Genomic DNA, 18,759 nt, shown 5'->3' on the forward strand with positions numbered 1-18,759 from the left:
GGAAAGTCGAACCTACCCCCAGGGGCGGAAGTGTTTCGACAGCTTCAGGCCCTGGCTCTGATAGTGGCTGCCGCCTTCGCCATAGAGGCGCGACGGGCGTTCCGTCAGGGGCTCATAGACCAGGCGGGCGACGATCTGGCCGTGTTCCAGCAGGAAGGGGGTGTCGTGGGTGCGAACCTCCAGCACGCCTTTCGATCCGGCGCCATGGGCCTCGTCCGTGCCGAAGCCGGGGTCAAAGAAGCCGGCGTAGTGAACGCGGAACTCGCCGACCGAGGGGTCGATGGGCGTCATCTCGGCGGCCTGGTCCACAGGGATCTCGACCGCTTCGCGCGAGGCCAGGATGTAGAACTCGCCCGGGTCCAGCAGCAGTTCGTTGCGGCGCAGGGTCAGGGGCTCCCAGAAGTCGCGCGGGTCGTGGCCGTCGATGTGGTCCATGTTGACGACCCCGGCGTGGCGACGGCCGCGGAAGCCGACGATGCCGTGCTCGCCCGCCTCCAGATCGACGCCGACGCTGCGGGTCTCCAGCTTGGGCGGATCGCCGGCCTTGAGGCGCAGCTGGTTCAGGCGGGTGCCGGGCTGGACCAGGATGGAGAAGGTCTGGGGCGCGATCTCGAGATAGAGGGGGCCGTCATAGCCCTCGTCCACGTCGTCGAAGCTGCCGCCCTGATCGGTCAGGAGGCGGACGAAGACGTCCACGCGGCCGGTCGAGCTCTTGGGGTTGGCGCGGGCGTTCAGGCCGCGTGGCAGGGTCAGGCGTTCCTGCAGGCGCGCGATATAGACGCAGCCCTTTTCCAGCACCACGCCGCCCGACAGGTCGACCGTGTGCATGGCCACGTCCTTGATCCGATCCTCGACCTTGCGCTGACCGGGCAGGAAGGAGGCGCGCACGCGCCAGGCCTGGTTCGACAGACGCAGGTCCAGGCTGGCCGGCTGCACCTGATCATGATCGAAGGGGGTGTCGGACCGGATCGCGCCTGTGGCGATCAGGGTCTCGATGCTCTGATAGGGCAGAATGCCGGGCTGGGCGGAAATCTCGAAGATGCTCATGCCGTCCTGTCTCACACGGATTTTTCCGCCTGTCTCGCTTCGGAATGCGACATCCGATGCGCCAGACGGGTTGAACCCCGAGGTCGGCGGGCTGCATATAGCGCATGCACGCCCCTCCTGCCTATACCGCCGAAACTGAAGGCGTCGTCGTTCGCGTCCGCCCCTCCTATCTGGCGGCCCAGTCGGACCCGGCGGCGGGGCGCTGGGTCTGGGCCTATCAGATCGAGATCGTCAACCTGACCGGATCGCCGGTGCAGCTGGTGGCGCGCCGCTGGACCATCACCGACGCCTACGGCCATGTCGAAGAGGTGCGCGGTCAGGGCGTGGTCGGCGAACAGCCGGTGATCGAGGCCGGCGACAGCTATTCCTACGCCTCGGGCTGCCCGCTGGGCGCGCCCTCGGGCTCGATGGTCGGGGCCTACTACATGACCGACGTGGACGGGCGGATGTTCGAGGCGGCCATCCCGGCGTTTTCGCTGGATGTGCCGGACACGCGGCGGACGCTGAACTGATCCATAGACCTTGCCGTCATCCCGGACGGTCAGATCGGAAGCGACGGTGCGCCTATCAGGCGTCTGGGTCCCGGGTTCCGCTGCGCGGCCCCGGGATGATGGCGAGTAGCGGATATGTCGCGCCCAAAGAAAAACCCCCGCCGCGAGGCGAGGGCGATAGGGCTGCGTCAACCCGGATGAACCGCAGCCCCCTGATTTCATCCGGCAAGCCGGACGAAATCAGTTTCTTGTTGGGCCGCGGTCAAAAGGCTCCGCCTTTTCGACCCGACGCGGCCTGGCGCTTCGCGACGCGCTCAAGCAGCGAGCCGCCGCGCGGCGAGCGATAGCGCTCTTAACGCCTAGATATAGCGCCGCAGGCTGCGGGCCAGCTCGGTGGCGCCGTCCTTGGTCGCGCCGCGGCGGACTTGGGGCTGGTAGGCGACGCGGGCGTGTTCGCCGCAATAGACGTTTTCCGTGGCGCGGCGGCCGCAGAAGCTGAACTCGCGCGACGAGGGGTCGCCGATCGGCCATTTGCACATGTGGGCGCCCAGGGTCATCACCGTGGCCGTGCCGGGCAGTTCCGGCATGGGTGCGGGGGCCGAGGGCTGGACGGCCATGACCGGACGCGGGGCGGCGGCCTCGATGCGGCGCGGAGCCGAGGGGGCCTGAACCGGAGCCGCCGGCGCGGCGGGGCGCGGACGGGCGGCGGCGCGGAAGGTGGTGCGGGCCGGTTGCGACGGCGCGGCGCGGCCCGACAGGCCCAGGCGGTGCACCTTGCCGATCACGGCGTTGCGGGTCACGCCGCCGCCGAGGGTCTTGGCGATCTGGCTTGCCGACTGGCCTTCCAGCCAGAGCTTCTTCAGCGCGCCGACGCGGTCTTCAGTCCAGCTAGCTGTGGTCATGGCCACCCTCCCGGGGATCGGATTCAATATCTTGGGTCGCCGACGAATTTCCCCGCCTCGACCTGCTACTAATCGTAAAGCAGCCCTTAAAACACGCAAGATGTGGCAATTCAGCTGTCCACAGAAACCAGATGTAGTGTGGTTAACGTCCCGTTTTGAATCAGTTTTGCGCCCCTTCATCGAACGTCGGGCGCCTTGCGAAACCAGCTTAGCGGGCGCATCTGGGCCTCCATGAAGACCGATCTCGCCTCTACTCGCCCTTCCGGCCTGCCCCAGCCGCGTCGCTATGACGGCATCAACTGGGTGGGCTTGCGCACCCTTTACCTGCGCGAAGTGCGCCGTTTCTGGAAGGTGGGCGCCCAGACGGTCGCGGCGCCGGTGGTGACGACCCTGCTCTATATGCTGGTCTTCGTGGTGGCGCTGAAAGGCGCGCGCCCGCCGCTGCACGGCACCCCCTTCGCCGAGTTCGTGGCGCCGGGCCTGATCATGATGGCCATTCTTCAGAACGCCTTCGCCAACGCCTCGTCCAGCCTGATCCAGGCCAAGATCATGGGCACGGCCACCGACTTCCTGACTCCGCCGCTCAGCCCGCTGGAGTTGACCATCGGCTTTACCCTGGGCGCGGCGACGCGCGGGGTGGCGGTCGGTCTGGTGACGGCCCTGTGCGTCCTGCCGTTTGCGAAGCTGGGTCTGGCCAACGTCGCCCTGATCGTCTGGTTCGGCCTGATCGCCTCCCTGCTGATGGGGATGATGGGCGTGCTGGCGGGTCTGTGGTCCGAGAAGTTCGACCATCTTTCGGCGGTGCAGAACTTCGTGGTCATGCCGATGACCTTCCTGTCGGGCACCTTCTACCTGATCGACAGCTTGCCGGAGCCGTTCGCCAGCATCAGCCGCTTCAACCCCTTCTTCTACCTGATCGACGGCTTCCGGGCGGGCTTCATCGGCCACGCCGAGGGCAACCTGTGGGTCGGCGTCGTCATGAGCGGCGTGCTGACCGTGCTGATGGGCGCGGCCTGCTGGCTGGTGTTCCGCTCGGGCTGGCGTCTGAAGAGCTGAACCGTTAGGCAGAACTGAACGCCCCAGGGGAGGGGCTTGGGAGGTTCCTATGCTGTTTCGATCCGTTCTGGCGTCGGCCGTCGCCGTCGCTGCGCTTCTGTCCACGCCTGCGGCCGCTCAAGACGCGGAAGCCATGAAGGCCCAGGTCGGCGCCTATGTTCAGCCGTCCAACGCCGAGCGGATGAATGTTCTGGTGGCCCAGCTGCGCGCCGCGGGCTTCAACCCGACCGTCGAGACCTTCGAGGGCGGCGGTCGCGCCGGGCCGATGCAGGGTTCGAACGTGGTCGTCACCATCGGCGACGGCCCGAAAGACATCCTGCTGACCGCCCACTATGACGCGGTGAAGCTGCGCGACGGGACCATGTCTCAGGGCGTGGTCGACAACGCCGGCTCGGTCGTGGCCCTGATCGAAGCGGCTAAGATCCTGCGCGACAAGCCGTTGAGCCACCGGGTCCGCGTCATCTTCTTCGATCAGGAAGAGCTGGGCCTGATCGGCGCCAGGAAGTGGATCGAGGCGCACGGCGTCGCCAATGTCGCCGCCGTGGTGAACTCGGACGTCGCCGCCTATGGCGACACCCTGATGTACGGCCAGAACAACGGGGCGCAGTCGGCCTTCGTCACGCGTGCGACCCAGGAACTGTGCGCCGAGCGGGCGATGCAGTGCGTGGGCTTCCCCGAGTATCCGCCCTCGGACGACCGCGCCTTCTCGGCGGCGGGCGTGCCCGTGGTGTCGCTGGGCTTCCAGGATCAGGTCGGCGCGCACCAGATGTGGCTGGCCTTCAACGGCGGCAAGGACAACGGCCTGGCCGAGGGCTTCGTGCCCCAGGTCTTCCGCGTCATCCACTCCAAGGACGACGCCATCGAGGCTGTCGAAGGCGCGACCATCGCCACCGCCGGCGCCACCTATGCGGCCCTGATCCAGAAACTGGATGCGCAGTTGGTGACGCCGTGATCGTCATTGATGACGTCCAGCCGACGCCTCGAGAGCATAGGACCATAACTAAGGGCTGGGGGGCGATTCACTGGGCCTGCATTCCTTACACCTATGCCTTCTTGGCTGGGTTGTTGGTGTATGGGGTCGTTGTTAGCGTTATCGCTGGCGACGTGTTGCCGCCACTGTTGTTCAGTGGGGTTGTGGTCGCGTCCTGGCTGGTGTGGCGGGGCGGGCTGAGACTGGTTCAGCGCGCATCGGCATCAGCGACGCGGAGCGCGCCGACCGGGTCATTGAAGTGGCGGTGGAGTATCGATCAGCAAGGGCTGCTTTTTGAGAATGGCCTGCAGTCCAACCGTCTTGATTGGGCCGGGGTGAAGACTGTTCAGGAGGAAGCTGACCGCTTTCTATTTCTCGTTACTCCATCGAACAATCCGGTTCTTCCCAAACGGCTGCTGGATGGTGATCAGATGGATCGCTTTCGTGCGCTTGTGGCGGAGGCCAAGGCGTCAGGTCGCCTCGGCGGCGGTGTTGACTATCAGGCCCCCTCGTCGGACAAGGCTTGACCCTTTTTGAAGCGGTCCCGTCGCCCTGTCTTTCGAAATTTGGGCGTCGGGGCCGTCTCGCTTTATGGAGTCTGCCTGTGTCCGGTCATCTGATGGGTGTCTACAATCGCGCGCCGCTGGAAGTGGAGCGCGGCCAGGGCGTCCGCCTGTGGTCCACCGACGGGACCGAGTATCTGGACTGCGTCTCGGGCATCTCGACCAACGCCCTCGGCCACGCCCACCCGAAGCTGGTGCAGGCGGTCAAGGATCAGGCCGAGAAGCTGTGGCACGTGTCCAACATCTTCAAGATTCCGGGCCAGGACGCCCTGGCCGACGCCCTGTGCGAAAAGTCGTTCGCCGACGTGGTCTTCTTCACCAACTCGGGCACGGAAGCCGTCGAGTGCGCGCTGAAGACGGCGCGCAAGTTCCACTCGGCCAACGGCCAGCCGGAACGCATCGACATCTACGGCTTTGACGGCTCGTTCCACGGCCGCACCTATGGCGCCATCAACGCCGCCGCCAACCCCAGCTACACCGAGGGCTTCGGGCCCAAGATGGAAGGTTTCCATCAGCTGAAGTGGGGCGACCACGACGCCATCAAGGCCGCCATCGCCAACCCGACCACCGCCGCCATCATCGTCGAGCCGGTGCAGGGCGAGGGCGGCTGCCGCGCCATGCCGGAACAGTGCCTGCGCGGCCTGCGCGAACTGTGCGACGCGCACGGCGTCCTGGTCATCTTCGACGAGGTCCAGTGCGGCATGGGCCGGACCGGCAAGCTGTGGGCCCACGAATGGGCCGGCATGGCGCCGGACATCATGGCCATCGCCAAGGCCCTGGGCGGCGGCTTCCCCATCGGCGCCTGCCTGTCGACGGCGGAAGCCGCGAAAGGCATGACGGTCGGCGCCCACGGCTCGACCTTCGGCGGCAACCCCCTGGCCATGGCCGTCGGTCAGGCCGCCTTCGCCGAGGTGTCGTCGGACGCCATCCTGGCCAACGTCAACGAGATCGCCGGCTATCTGAAGCAGCAGTTGCACGGCCTGGCCGAGCGCTTCCCCGACGTGATCGTCGAGGTGCGCGGCAAGGGGCTGCTGGTGGGGGTCAAGCTGGTCCCCAACAACCGCGACTTCATGGGCTGGGCCCGCGACGAGGCCAAACTGCTGGTCGCCGGCGGCGGCGACAACCTGGTCCGCATCCTGCCCCCGCTGAACATCACCCTCGCAGAGGCCCGCGAGGCGGTCGAGAAGTTCGAAACGGCCTGCGAGTTCGCTCGGACGAAGCTGGCGGCCTAAGTGCTTTCTCCCTCCCCTTCATGGGGAGGGGCCGAGCCTCCATCGGAGGTGAGGTCGGGTGGGGGCGCTGTCCCTTCATTTCCAGGTTTCCGCAAGGCCGACCCCACCCGGTCCCTGCGGGACCACCCTCCCCAGAGCGGGGAGGGAGAGGCTCAGTCATGGTCCGTCACTTCCTCGACATTCACCGTCTCGACGCGGGCGACCTGCGCGCCATCCTGGACGACGCCCACGCCCGCAAGCAGGCGCGCAAGGGCTGGCCGAAGGGACGTCCCGACGCCGACGCGCCGGGCAAGGACCGCGTCCTGGCCATGATCTTCGAGAAGAACTCGACGCGCACCCGTTTCAGCTTCGACGCCGCCATCCGCCAGCTAGGCGGCTCGGCCATCATCGCCACCGCCGCCGACATGCAGCTGGGGCGCGGCGAGCCGGTCGAGGACACGGCCAAGGTCCTGTCGCGCATGGTCGACGCGGTAATGATCCGCGCCAACAATCATGAGGACGTCGAGCGCTTCGCCCGCGTCTCGACCGTGCCGGTGGTGAACGGTCTGACTGATCGCAGCCACCCGTGCCAGATCCTGGCCGACCTGCTGACGATCGAGGAGCATCTGGGCCCGATCGAGGGCAAGACCATCGCCTGGGTCGGGGACGGCAATAATGTCTGCCACAGCTTCATGCACGCGGCGGCCAAGTTCGGCTTCCGCCTGAACGTGGCCTGTCCGGCGGAATACCACCCCGACCTGCGCGACCTGGAAAAGGGCGGGGCTCACGTACACCTGACCTCGGACCCGCGCGAGGCGATGGTCGGCGCCGACGTGGTCGTGACCGACACCTGGGTGTCGATGGGCGATCAGGACTACGAGGCCCGCCTAGCGGCGTTTGAGCCCTATCAGGTCGATGAGGCCCTGATGGAGTTGGCCAACGCCGACGCCGTCTTCCTGCACTGCCTGCCGGCGCACCGGGGCGAAGAGGTGACGGACGCCGTCATCGACGGACCCCAATCCTTGATCTGGGACGAGGCCGAGAACCGCATCCACGCCCAGAAGGCGGTGCTGGCTTGGTGTTTCGCAGGCGAGTGAAACTCGCCTGCGAAAGAGCCCTAACGCCTCGCCCGCGGGGCGAGGCTGCTTGAGGGCCAAGCGGGTGTATGTTTCGCCTACTGCAGATTGACGTCGGCCACGCCGCCGGCGTCGGGCAGGGTCTTGGTCGCATTGGCCTTGGCGATCTCATAGGCGAACTTGAACAGGCCGCCGTCGCTGACCCAGACCCGGCCGTCGTCGGCGTCGAAGCGAAGGAGGGTCAGGTTGGGATCGTCCTTGCCGCCCGGATACCAGGCGGCGAGCACCGGGTTCCAGTGACGGTCGATGATCGCCCGATCCTGGCCGTGCACCGACAGTTCGCCGTGGACGCAGGCCCAGACCTTCTGGTCCTTGGAGCCATAGCTGAACATGGCGGACTGGCCGGAGGTCGCGACATCGCGCGCCAGGTCGGTGTCCTTGCGGGTGAAGAACCAGATCGTCCCGGTCTCTTCCTCGCGGAAGGCGGTCATCGGCTGGCTGTGATAGCCGGGCCGGTCCAGGCCCAGCATGCCGGTGTTGCTGTGCTTCAGGCTTTTCCAGAATTCGGCTTCGGCCTCTGCGGGGGTCAGATCATGGCTCATCCGGCGTCTCCTTGCTCTTGCGTGAGGCAGAAGAACCGTCGGAGGGCCGTCCCGTTCCGTCAGACGGGGAAGGTGCGGCCGCCCAGCACCGAAGCCAGGTGGATCAGCAGCAGGAAGGTCAACGCCCCCGCGACCAGCATGATGAACCGCCACGGCATCATGCGCGGCCCCTTCGACAGGTCCGGCGGACGGGCCCCGCGCCAGCCGGAAAAGACGGCGACGGCGGTCGAGACGGCCAGCAGGATCAGGGTCAGCGAGGGGCTCATGGCGGAGGCAGGTGGCGCTTAAGGCGCCGCTTCGCAAGGCGGAAAACCGCCAGAAGATGAATCTAAACGCGGCGTTAACCATGACGGCGCGAAAAGCACGGAATCGCGTCTAAGCGTCACAGGGTGATTCGTTCGCTCAGGCGCCAGATGTTGCGGTTAACGATACGTTTACACGCTTGATGTGGAGCGGTAGCGTCACCCTATGGGTCGGGAGGCGAATCAGTGAGCGCAGCAGCGCCGTGGAGCGTGAAGGGGATCGACCCCAAGGCTCGCGAGATCGCCAAGGACCTTGCGCGCCGGTCAGGCATGACGCTGGGCGAGTGGCTGAATTCCATGATCATGGACGAGCCGGACGAAGACGAGGGCGTCACGCCCCTGCCGCGCCGCACGCCCATTCCCGACCCCTATGACCGCCGCAGCCGCTCGCGTCGTCTGGACGACGTCTATGGTTCGGACACGGAAGGCGCGGTCCGCGTCGACGCCTCCATCGAAGTCATCGCCGGTCGTCTGGAAGCCGCCGAGCGCCGCTCGACCATCGCCATCCAGGGCATCGACCAGGCCGTGGCCGGTCTGGTGCATCGCCTGGACGGTCAGGACAAGGCCGGCGCCGCCCAGGCCCGCCGTATCGAGGACATCGCCGAAGAACTGCGCGAGGGCCACAAGCGCCTGCGCCGTTTCGAACTGGATGCGGGGCCTCGGGCCGCCGAAGGCCTGGGTCGGGTCGAGACGGCGTTGAACGCGGTCTCCAGCCGCCTCTATGATCTGGACGAGCGCCAGCGTGCGGGCGCCGAGGCCCTGCGCCAGCGTATTGAAGCGGTCGAACAGGCGGCAGGGCCGGGCCCCGGCACGGACCTGCTGATCGAGGTCGGCGCGCGTCTGGACGAGGCGCAGGAGCGTACCTCCGAGGCCCTGAAGGGGCTGGAGCGTTCTTTCGCCGCCCTGGACCTGCGCCTGCGCGACGCCGAGAGCCGGATCGAACCCCGCGAGGCCGCCCGCTTCGAGAAGCTGGCCGAGACCCTGACCCGCCAGGTCGAGGGCAGCCGCGTCGAGATGATGCGTCGCCTCGATGTGGCCGAGACCGAAAGCCGCGTGGATCGCATCGAGCGCGCCCTGGCCGCCGTCGGCGATCAGACCCGCGCCGCCGAGCAGCGCTCGGCCGACGCTGTCGAGGCCATGGGCCGCGAGGTCCTGCGCATCGCCCAGAACCTGAACGCCCGCGTCGAAAAGGTTGAGGCCGGCGGCGCGGCGGCGGACGTAGAAGCTCTCGGGCAGGCGCTGAACGAGAAGCTGGATCGCGAGATGCAGCGTCACGCCCAGGCCGTGGATCAGCGCCTGACCCGTTCCGACGATCAGCACGCCCTGGCGCTGGAGCGGCTGGGCGGCGAGATCACCCGCATCTCGGACCGTCTGTCCGAGCGCATCGCCCAGTCGGAGCGTCGCTCGGCCCAGGCTCTGGACGACATCAGCCGCCGCCTGGCCGAAAACACCGACAAGATCGAGCAACGCTACGACCGCGCCTCGGGCGAACTCGGCGAGCGGATGCGTCAGAGCGAGGAGCGCACCGCGCGCCTGTTGGCCGAGGCCCGCGAAAGCATCGAGCAGCGTGGCGCACGCGCCGTGCGCCGCGAAACCCCGCTGGAAAGCCCCGAGCCCACGCCGTGGAGCCCGGCAGAAAGCCCTAGCGGGGACTGGCGCGCCGCCGCCTTCGCTGACGATATCTGGTCCGAAGATGCGATGGGCGGCGTGCTGGACGCCGCGCCCTTCCCGGCGCCGACCGTGCGCGATCCCGAGCCGGTCTTCGCCGATCCGCTGGACGCCGAACTGAACGCCTTCGCCGACGAGGCCGAGGCGGCGCCGAAGGCCCTGTTCGGTTCAAGCCCTGAGCGCGCCCGGTTCGGCGCCGTTGCGACCGATCCGCTGGACGAGACCGACGAACCGCCATTCGCCGTGAGCGATTTCGTCGCCGACAGCTTCGGCGGCGCCGACGTGCGCGACGTCCTGGTCGACGACACGATGCTGGACGCCGTGGGCTGCCTGCCGCCGCTGGTGGACGGGCCGGACGACGCAGAGGGCGACGACGGCTTCTCGGCCGAGATCGACTTTATCGACCCCGACGCGCTCAAGGCCGGCGCCGCCGCCGGGCGGGCCACGACCCGTGACACGCTGGAGGCGGCGCGGGCCGCCATATCCAGCACCGAGGAAGCCCCGCGCAAGGGCTTTGGTCTGAAGCGCGGCGGCAAGTCCAAGCTGCAGGAACGTCTGGACAAGCAGGCGTCGCGCGAAGGCTCGACCATGCGCAAGGCCCTGGGCGCCTCGGCGGTCGCGGCTCTGGTCATGGGCGGCGGCTATGCGTCGCTGCAACTGGCCGAGGGGTCGGGCCTGGTCCTGCCGGACATGGCGAGCCTGACGGGCGTTGCGGCGAAGACCGAGGCCGACCCGGCGCCGATCGCCGCCGTGGCGCTGAGCGCTGCCCCGACCGAGGCCGTGCCGTCGCCCGACGTGGCGGCGACCGAGGGCGCGGCTCTGTTCACGCGCGCGGTGCAACTGATCGACAGCGGCGACGACAGCGGACTGGAGCCGCTGAAGCGTGCGGCCAACCTGGGCTATGGTCCGGCGCAGATGCGTCTGGCCGCCCTCTATCAGGAGGGGGGCGCCGGTCTGACGCCCGACCCGGTGGAGGCGCGCACCTGGGCGCGGCGGGCGGCCGAGGGCGGGGAGCCGCGGGCCATGCACTACTACGCCATGCAGCTGTTCGACGGCGAAGGCGGGGCGCGCAACCGCGCCGAGGCCCTGATCTGGCTCAAGAAGGCCGCCGAGGCGGGTCGCGTCGATAGCCAGTACAATGTCGCCTATCTCTATGAGAAGGGCGACGTCGGCGTGGCCGCCAATGCGACCGAAGCCTTCAAATGGTACATGATCGCGGCCCGGCGCGGCGACCAGCAGGCGCTGGCGGCGGTGCAGCGGCTGACGCCCGTCACCTCTGCCGAGACGCGGCGCGTGGCGCGCGAAGCGGCTGACGCCTTTACGGTCGAGCCAGTCGCCTAGGCGCCTGATCGGGGCAAGATCGGCGGCGGGGGTGGCGGTTCGCCGCAGCCCTCGCTAAGACCAGAAGTCTAGTCGCCTTTCCGGCGCAGTTCTGCGTTCCCTTCCAGCCGAAGGCGCGTGCCGTGGATATTTACCTGCCGATCGCCGAGGTTTCGGTGAACTGGCCGTTCCTGGTTCTGCTGGGCGCGCTGGTCGGCTTTGTCTCGGGCCTGTTCGGCATCGGCGGCGGTTTCCTGATGGCGCCCGTCCTTGTCTTCATGGGCATTCCCCCGACCGTGGCCGTCGCCAGCCAGGCCAGCCACGTCGTCGCCTCCTCGACCTCGGGCGTGATCCGCTATTCGGGCATGAAGGCGGTCGACTACCGCATCGGCGGCATCATGGCCGTGGGCGGGGCGCTGGGCGCGCTCGCGGGCGTCGAGATGTTCCGCTATCTGCGGCTGCTGGGTCAGGCCGATCTGGTCGTGGCCGTCTCCTATCTGGTCTTCCTGGGCCTGATCGGCAGCATGATGCTGTACGAAAGCCTGACGCAGATCCTGCATCGGGTGCGAGGCGAGACCCCGCCGCGCAAGGAGCGTCGTCGCCCCATGTGGCTGTACGGCCTGCCGTTCCGCATGCGTTTTCCGCGCTCAGGCCTCTATATCAGCGCCATTCCGCCCTTCGGCCTGGGCGTCTTCGCGGGCATCCTCTCGGCCATCATGGGGGTGGGCGGCGGCTTCATCCTGGTGCCGGCCATGCTCTATGTGCTGCGGATGCGGGCCAGCGTCGTGGTCGGCACCAGCCTTTTCCAGATCATCATCACCACGGCCGTCACCACCATCCTGCAGGCCGGGCGCAATCAGACGGTGGACATCGTCCTGTCGACCATCCTGCTGCTGGGCGGGGTCGTCGGGGCCCAGTTCGGCGCCAAGCTGTCGGGCCGCTTCCGGGCGGAGGAGATGCGCGCGGCGCTCGGCCTGATCGTGCTTCTGGTCGGCATTCAGATGGGGCTGGAGCTGTTCGTGCGGCCCAGTGATCTGTTCCTTCTGGCGCCGGGGGTGGGCGACTGATGTTCCAGGCCCTGCCGCCCGAACCCGCGCCCATGGTCGCGCCGGGAACCATCGAACGCTCGGTCGCGACCGAAGGCGAGGTGCGCGTCGCCGCCGCCCTGACCGACGCCCAGGTCGAGGTCGATTCCAGCTTCCGCGGCGCCTCCATCGTCCTCTACGGCGCGGTGTTCAATCCGACCGACGTCCCGGCTGACGTGGTGGTGGTGGTGCGCGGTCCCGACGCCCCGGTACGTCTGGTCAAGAAGACCCGCAACATGGGCGTCTGGCTCAACAGCCGCCCGGTCCTGTTCGAGGGCGCGCCCGGCTTCTACATGACCGCCTCGACCCGGCCCCTGTCGGACGTGGCCGACTTCGGCCAGCTTCGGCGGCTCGGCGTCGGCGTCGATCACCTGCGCATCGACGCCCCCGAAGAAAGCCGCACCGTCACCCGCTACGGCGTGCGCGACGTGGTGGTCAGCCGTCTGGGCGAGAACTACCTTGACTGGCGCCGCGCCGTGATCCGGCTGAAGGAGGCGGCGGCGCTTTACAACACCGACCCCGACGGGGTGCAGTTCGTCGACAAGGGCCTGTTCCGCGCCGAGGTCGAGCTGCCGACCGTGGCCCCGACCGGAAAATACTATGCCGAGGTCTGGCTGTTTCAGGAAGGCGCGCCGGTCTCGGTGTCCAACCTGACCCTGACGGTCGAGAAGGTCGGGTTGGAGCGCGACATCTATGAGTTCGCCCACCGGCGGCCCTGGTCCTACGGCGTGCTGTGCGTGTTGCTGGCGGCGCTAACGGGCTATGCGGCGTCGCGGGTGTTCAGGAGCCGGTAGAACATCTAGGGCGCTATCGCTCGCCGCGCGGCGGCTCGCTGCTTGAGCGCCTTACTCGCTCCGTCATCCCGGCCGCAGCGTAGCGGAGAGCCGGGACCCAGACGGCGGCTTTATATCCGGCGACGCTTCAAGCACTTCCACCGTCTGGGTCCCGGATAAGCGCTGCGCGCTTTCCGGGATGACGGCAGGGAGTGAGCGTGGCGCCCAAAGAAAAGGGCGGCCGCGAAGGCCGCCCTTTCCGTCTTCAGTTCGAAGTCAGCCTGATCAGGCCGCCTTCTTCTCCGGGGCGAAGCGGCCGTAGAAGGTCTCGTTCTTGGCGGCCATGTCGCGCAGCAGTTGCGGGACCTGGAAGCGGTCGCCGTAGCGGGCGGCGTAGTCGTCGGCCTTGGCCACGAAGGCCTTGAGGCCGGTCTGGTCGATGAAGGTGATCGGGCCGCCGGTCCAGGGCGCGAAGCCCCAGGCCAGGATGGCGCCGACATCAGCCTCGCGCGGGTCGTCGATGACGCCCTCTTCCCAGCAGCGCGCGACCTCGATGGCCTGACGATACAGCAGGCGGTTCTTCTGATCCTCGACCAGTTCGGGCGTCGAATCCTTGATCGTGACCGGGGCCAGATCGGACAGGCCCGCCCACAGGGTCTTGGGCTTGGTATCGTAGTCGTAGAAGCCCTTGCCGTTCTTGCGGCCGTAGCGGCCCAGGTCCTCGACCATCTTCTGCACGATATGGGCGCCGGGCAGCGGCACATAGGCGTCGCCGAGGTCGGCCTGGGTCTGCTTGGCGACCTTGACCGACAGGTCCAGCGCCACGTCGTCGTGCATTTCCAGCGGGCCGCGCGGCATGCCGGTCATGCGGCCGATGTTGTCGATCAGGGCCGGAGCATAGCCCTCTTCGAGCATGGCCAGGCCTTCGGCCACATAGGTGGCGAAGCAGCGCGAGGTGTAGAAACCGCGGCTGTCGTTGACGACGATCGGGGTCTTCTTGATCTTCAGCACATAGTCCAGCGCCTTGGCCAGCGCCGTCTGGCCGGTCTTCTCGCCCATGATGATCTCGACCAGCATCATCTTGTCGACGGGCGAGAAGAAGTGGATGCCGATGAAGTCCTCGGGACGCACCGAAGCCTCGGCCAGGCCGGTGATCGGCAGGGTCGAGGTGTTGGAGCCGAAGACGGCGCCTTCAGCCAGTTGGGCCTCGGCGCGCTTGGTCACGTCGGCCTTGATCTCGCGGTTCTCGAACACGGCCTCGATGACCAGGTCCGAGCCCTTGATGTGATCATAGTCGGCGGTGGCGGTGACGAGAGCCAGGGTGGCGTCGAACTTCTCCTGGGTCATCTGGCCGCGCGACAGGCGCTTCTTCAGCAGTTCCTCGACGTGGGCCTTGCCCTTGTCGGCGGCTTCCTGAGTCTGGTCGATCAGGACGGTCTCGATGCCGGCCATGACCTGCACATAGGCCACGCCCGCGCCCATCATGCCGGCGCCCAGGACCGTGACCTTCTTGGCGTCCGACTTGGGCACGCCCGCCGGACGCACGGCGCCCTTGTCCAGGTCCTGCTTGGACAGGAAGAGGCTGCGGATCATGCCCTGGGCCTGCGGCGTCATCAGGGTCTTGATGAAGTAGCGTGTCTCGATGCGGAGCGCCGCGTCCATCGGCACCTGAACGCCCTCGTAGACGGCCTTCATCAGGTTGGTCGCAGCTGGATAGTTGCCGTAGGTCTGCTTGCGGATCATGGCGTTGCCGACCAGGAAGTTCTGGATGCCCGCCGGGTGGTAGGGGCCGCCGCCGGGCAGTTTGAAGCCCTTGTCGTCCCACGGCTGCACGGCCTTGCCGCCGTTCTTGATCCAGGTCTTGGCGGCCTCGACCGCCTGACCCTTTTCGACCACCTCGTGGACGATGCCTGCGCCCTTGGCGTCGTTCGGACGGAAGGACTTGCCCTCGGTCATGGCCATCATGGCCGGCTGCACGCCGATCAGGCGCGTCAGGCGCTGGGTGCCGCCGCCGCCGGGGAAGAGGCCGACCTTGATCTCGGGCAGGCCCAGCTGGATCTTGTTGTCGTTCTCGACCACGCGATAGTGGCAGGCGAGGGTGAGTTCGAGGCCGCCGCCGAGCGCCAGGCCGTTGATGGCCGCAGCCACCGGCTTGCCGCAGGTTTCCAGCGCGCGCAGGGCGCCGTTCATCTTCCAGCCCGCGTCATAGGCGTCTTGCAGGCTGGCGCCGCCGATCATGCCGCCGGCGATGTCGCCCAGATCGGCGCCGGCGCAGAAGCCCGACGTCTTGCCCGAGGTCAGGACCGCGCCCTTGACGGCGTCATCGGTCTTGATGCGTTCCACCAGCTGCGGAATCTCGGCCATGACGGACGAGGTCAGGGTGTTCATCGAGCGTCCGGGGACGTCGAAGGTGATCAGGGCGATGCCGTCGGCATCGACGTCGATCTTGAAGTTTTCCATGGTCAGTCGCTCCCGATCAGACGCGTTCGATGACGGTGGCGGTGCCCATGCCGCCGCCGATGCACAGGGTGATGAGGGCGGTTTCCTTGTCCGAGCGTTCCAGCTCGTCCAGCACCACGCCGGTGATCATGGCCCCGGTGGCGCCCAGGGGGTGGCCCATGGCGATGGCGCCGCCGCAGACGTTGATCTTGTCGTGCGGGATGTCGAGCGCCTGCATGAAGCGCAGGACGACGGCGGCGAAGGCCTCGTTCAGCTCATAGAGGTCGATGTCGGTCGACTTCATGCCCAGCTTGCCGAGGAGCTTGTTGGTCACGAACTCCGGGCCGGTCAGCATGATCGACGGCTCCGAGCCGATCGAGGCGGCGCCGCGGATCTTGGCGCGCGGCTTCAGGCCCAGGGCCTTGCCGGCTTCCAGCGAGCCGATCAGGACGCCCGCCGAACCGTCGACGATGCCGGACGAGTTGCCGGGGGTGTGGACGTGGTTGACGCGCTCGACCTCGGGGTAGCGCTGGTTGATCACGCTGTCGAAGGCCATCTCGCCCATCATGGCGAAGGAGGGGTTCAGGGCGCCGAGGGTCTGCATGTCCGTGGTCGGACGAATGGTTTCATCACGGTCCAGGCGGACCAGACCCAGCTGGTCCAGCACCGGGATGACCGACTTGCTGAAGCGGCCCTCGGCCCAGGACTGGGCCGAACGCTTGTGGCTCTCGACCGAATAGGCGTCCACGTCGGCGCGGCTGAAGCCCCACTTGGTGGCGATCATGTCGGCGGAGACGCCTTGCGGCACGAAATAGGTGGGGAAGGCGCTGGACGGATCGACCGGCCAGGCGCCGCCGTCCGAGCCCATCGGCACGCGGCTCATGGCCTCGACGCCGCCGCCGACGGCGAAGTCGGCCTCGCCGGACTTCACTTTCGCTGCGGCCATGTTCACGGCTTCCAGACCCGAGGCGCAGAAGCGGTTGACCTGAACGCCCGCCGTGGTCTGGGCCCAGCCGGCGTTCAGCACGGCGGTGCGGGCGATGTCGGCGCCCTGTTCGCTCACCGGCGAGACGCAGCCGAGGATGACGTCGTCGACCTTCGAGGTGTCCAGATCGTTGCGATCACGCAGAGCTTGCAGCACCTGGCTGGCCAGCGACAGGGCGGTGATCTCATGCAGAGAGCCGTCCTTTTTGCCCTTGCCGCGCGGGGTGCGCACGGCGTCGTAGATGTAGGCGTCGGCCATGAAAGATCTCTCTCTTTGGGGTCCCTGACGCTCGGCGCGCGGCGCCTCATAGTTGAGGGACCGGCGCAGTGTCGGGACGGGTCCGAAAATGACACTCGATGCGTAGAAACCCTACGTTTACGTCAACGTCAAGTAACAACCGGCGTGAGCTTGTCGCGAACGTTTCTCACCTAGCTGGGCTGTGGGAACGACTGCGCTGCGGCTTGTCTTCCTAGGGACCATCAACCGGGAGAACCGCCGTGACCCAGACCTATGAAGAGATGGACGCCGTCGCCATGCTGAAGGCCGACCACCGCAAGGTGGAGGAGATCTTCGCCAGTTTCGAGAAGGCGCGCGGCAAGGACCGCAAGAAGGCCCTGGCCGAGCAGGCCTGCCTGGAGCTGAAGGTTCACACCATCATCGAGGAAGAAGTCTTCTATCCGGCCTGTCGCGGCCAGATCGAGGAGGACCTGCTGAACGAAGCCTATGTCGAGCATGACGCGGCCAAGGTGCTGATCAACGACATCGAGGCGGGCGGCCCCGACGAGGCCTTCTACGACGCCAAGGTCAAGGTGCTGTCGGAAATGATCGAGCACCACGTCAAGGAAGAGGAGATGCGCTCCGAGGGCATGTTCAGCCAGGCGCGCGCGGCGGGCCTGGACATGGACGCCCTGGCCGACCGGATGCGGGCGCGCAAGAAGAGCGCCATGGCCCAGTTGAAGGGACACCCGGAAATCCTGGCCGAGACCCACACCTTCCACGGCGAGGACAACGCCTTCGCCATGGTTGACGAACCGATGGCGGGCGACGGCGCGCCCTCGACGATGGAGATGCGGGAGGCGCGCTGACCCCCCGCATATCTAGGGCCTACTGAGAGACGGCGAGCCTGATCAGCTTGCCGTCTTCTTCGTCGGTGATGACCCAGACGGCGCCGTCGGCGGCGACCGCCACGTCGCGGATGCGTTCGTTCAGTCCGGTCAGCAGCCGCTCTTCGCCGACGATGCGGTTGTTCTCCAGCACCAGTCGGGCCAGGTGCTTGCCGCCCAGGCCCGTGACCAGCAGGTTGCCGTTCCAGCCGGGGAACATGGGGCCGCTGTAGAAGGTCATGCCGCCCGGCGCGATGACGGGGTCCCAGTAATAGATGGGCTGTTCCGTGCCCGCCTTGGCCGTCACGGCGGGGATGGGCTGGCCGTTGTATTCGATGCCATAGGCGACGCCCGGCCAGCCGTAGTTCTTGCCCGCCTGATCCAGATTGATCTCGTCGCCGCCGCGCGTGCCGTGCTCGACGGTCCAGATCGCGCCCGTGCCGGGCTGGACCGCGATCCCCTGCATATTGCGGTGGCCCAGGGACCAGATCTCGGGTTTCGCGCCCGCCTGGCCGACGAAGGGGTTGTCGGCGGGGACGCTGCCGTCGGCGTTGATGCGAATGGTCTTGCCCATGTGCGAGCCCAGGTCCTGGGCCTGGGGCCGCATCGGCTTGTCGGAGCGCTCGCCGAGCGTGATGAACAGCTTGCCGTCCGGCGCGAAGGCCAGCGAGGAGCCGAAATGCTTGTCGCCGTCATAGACGGGCAGGGCGCGGAAGATGACCTGGACGTTGTCGACCTTGGTCAGGTCGTCGGACAGGCGGCCGCGCGCGACCGAGGTGGCGTTGCCGCCCTCCCGAGGCTCGGCGTAGCTCCAGTAGATCAGGCGGTCCTGAGCGAAGCTCGGCCCCATGATGACGTCCAGCAGACCGCCCTGGCCGCGCGCATCGACGGCGGGCAGGCCCGTGATCGGGGCGCCGATCTGGCCCTCGGCGCTGATGACCCGCATCCGGCCAGGCTTCTCCGTCACCAGCCACTGGCCGTCCGGCAGCAGGGCCAGGCCCCAGGGATGGACCAGACCCGAAGCCATGACAGCATGGGCCATCGACACGGCGGTCTGGACGCCGGGCGCGCGGGTCTGGCCCTCGAAGGCGGGCTTCTGATCGGGATTGTTGGCAGGGCGGGTTTCGACGGGGGCGCCGGGGGCGGCGGGCGCGTCCTGGCCGTTG

General features: G+C 67.6%; 17 protein-coding genes. 10 read left to right on the plus strand and 7 right to left on the minus strand.

Annotated features, from left to right (window positions below):
- Positions 1-12 precede the first annotated feature (12 nt).
- Positions 13-1,047, minus strand: coding sequence for a 2'-deoxycytidine 5'-triphosphate deaminase (locus tag HX774_RS07545; RefSeq protein WP_178825633.1), 1,035 nt, complete (start codon positions 1,045-1,047; stop codon positions 13-15).
- A 104-nt stretch (positions 1,048-1,151) separates the two neighbouring features.
- Between HX774_RS07545 and apaG the strand changes: the two genes are divergently transcribed.
- A complete protein-coding gene (gene apaG / locus HX774_RS07550; RefSeq protein ID WP_114816784.1) occupies positions 1,152-1,559 on the plus strand; it encodes a Co2+/Mg2+ efflux protein ApaG in 408 nt (135 codons plus the stop codon).
- Positions 1,560-1,897: 338 nt separating this feature from the next.
- On the opposite strand, the gene HX774_RS07555 is transcribed toward apaG, so the two are convergent.
- On the minus strand, positions 1,898-2,440 hold the full coding sequence (locus tag HX774_RS07555) for a GcrA family cell cycle regulator (protein ID WP_178825635.1): 543 nt from the start codon (positions 2,438-2,440) through the stop codon (positions 1,898-1,900).
- A 231-nt stretch (positions 2,441-2,671) separates the two neighbouring features.
- Between HX774_RS07555 and HX774_RS07560 the strand changes: the two genes are divergently transcribed.
- The 5 genes from HX774_RS07560 to argF all read left to right on the plus strand — a co-directional run bounded on the left by HX774_RS07560 (position 2,672) and on the right by argF (position 7,337).
- Complete coding sequence (locus HX774_RS07560) at positions 2,672-3,496, plus strand: ABC transporter permease (RefSeq protein ID WP_178825637.1); 825 nt, start codon at positions 2,672-2,674, stop codon at positions 3,494-3,496.
- Between the two features lie 49 nt (positions 3,497-3,545).
- Positions 3,546-4,448: a M20/M25/M40 family metallo-hydrolase gene (locus HX774_RS07565; protein ID WP_178825639.1), complete on the plus strand. Its 903-nt coding sequence runs from the start codon at positions 3,546-3,548 to the stop codon at positions 4,446-4,448.
- Entirely contained in the window at positions 4,445-4,993 is a 549-nt protein-coding gene (locus tag HX774_RS20390; protein ID WP_178825641.1) for a YcxB family protein, read from the plus strand. Before HX774_RS07565 ends, HX774_RS20390 begins: the two co-directional genes overlap by 4 nt.
- Positions 4,994-5,085: 92 nt before the next feature.
- Positions 5,086-6,261, plus strand: coding sequence for an aspartate aminotransferase family protein (locus tag HX774_RS07575; protein ID WP_178825661.1), 1,176 nt, complete (start codon positions 5,086-5,088; stop codon positions 6,259-6,261).
- Between the two features lie 158 nt (positions 6,262-6,419).
- On the plus strand, positions 6,420-7,337 hold the full coding sequence (gene argF, locus HX774_RS07580; RefSeq protein ID WP_178825643.1) for an ornithine carbamoyltransferase: 918 nt from the start codon (positions 6,420-6,422) through the stop codon (positions 7,335-7,337).
- Between the two features lie 77 nt (positions 7,338-7,414).
- Here the strand turns inward: argF and HX774_RS07585 are convergent, their stop codons facing one another.
- Together HX774_RS07585 and HX774_RS07590 are read right to left on the minus strand one after the other, a co-directional pair.
- Positions 7,415-7,918 carry a pyridoxamine 5'-phosphate oxidase family protein gene (locus HX774_RS07585; RefSeq protein ID WP_114816779.1) on the minus strand — a complete coding sequence of 168 codons (504 nt, stop codon included), beginning with the start codon at positions 7,916-7,918 and terminating at the stop codon, positions 7,415-7,417.
- 59 nt (positions 7,919-7,977) lie between these two features.
- Positions 7,978-8,184 carry a hypothetical protein gene (locus tag HX774_RS07590; protein WP_178825645.1) on the minus strand — a complete coding sequence of 69 codons (207 nt, stop codon included), beginning with the start codon at positions 8,182-8,184 and terminating at the stop codon, positions 7,978-7,980.
- 222 nt (positions 8,185-8,406) lie between these two features.
- Here HX774_RS07590 and HX774_RS07595 point away from each other — a divergent pair, with 222 nt between their 5' ends.
- The 3 genes from HX774_RS07595 (at position 8,407) to HX774_RS07605 (ending at position 13,087) form a co-directional block, all read left to right on the plus strand.
- Entirely contained in the window at positions 8,407-11,229 is a 2,823-nt protein-coding gene (locus HX774_RS07595) for a hypothetical protein (protein ID WP_370523371.1), read from the plus strand.
- Between the two features lie 122 nt (positions 11,230-11,351).
- A complete protein-coding gene (locus HX774_RS07600) occupies positions 11,352-12,275 on the plus strand; it encodes a sulfite exporter TauE/SafE family protein (protein ID WP_114816777.1) in 924 nt (307 codons plus the stop codon).
- Complete coding sequence (locus HX774_RS07605) at positions 12,275-13,087, plus strand: TIGR02186 family protein (RefSeq protein WP_114816776.1); 813 nt, start codon at positions 12,275-12,277, stop codon at positions 13,085-13,087. Before HX774_RS07600 ends, HX774_RS07605 begins: the two co-directional genes overlap by 1 nt.
- Before the next feature lie 264 nt (positions 13,088-13,351).
- Here the strand turns inward: HX774_RS07605 and HX774_RS07610 are convergent, their stop codons facing one another.
- Together HX774_RS07610 and HX774_RS07615 are read right to left on the minus strand one after the other, a co-directional pair.
- Positions 13,352-15,526, minus strand: coding sequence for a 3-hydroxyacyl-CoA dehydrogenase NAD-binding domain-containing protein (locus tag HX774_RS07610; protein ID WP_178825647.1), 2,175 nt, complete (start codon positions 15,524-15,526; stop codon positions 13,352-13,354).
- A gap of 16 nt (positions 15,527-15,542) precedes the next feature.
- Entirely contained in the window at positions 15,543-16,748 is a 1,206-nt protein-coding gene (locus HX774_RS07615) for an acetyl-CoA C-acetyltransferase (protein WP_178825649.1), read from the minus strand.
- Between the two features lie 239 nt (positions 16,749-16,987).
- Between HX774_RS07615 and HX774_RS07620 the strand changes: the two genes are divergently transcribed.
- On the plus strand, positions 16,988-17,575 hold the full coding sequence (locus HX774_RS07620; RefSeq protein WP_370523374.1) for a hemerythrin domain-containing protein: 588 nt from the start codon (positions 16,988-16,990) through the stop codon (positions 17,573-17,575).
- Positions 17,576-17,594: 19 nt separating this feature from the next.
- On the opposite strand, the gene HX774_RS07625 is transcribed toward HX774_RS07620, so the two are convergent.
- Positions 17,595-18,759, minus strand: a 1,165-nt coding sequence (locus HX774_RS07625) for a PQQ-dependent sugar dehydrogenase (protein ID WP_178825651.1), incomplete at its 5' end; no start/stop codon positions are given.

This window comes from Brevundimonas sp. P7753 (assembly GCF_013386595.1).
GTDB lineage: Bacteria > Pseudomonadota > Alphaproteobacteria > Caulobacterales > Caulobacteraceae > Brevundimonas > Brevundimonas bullata.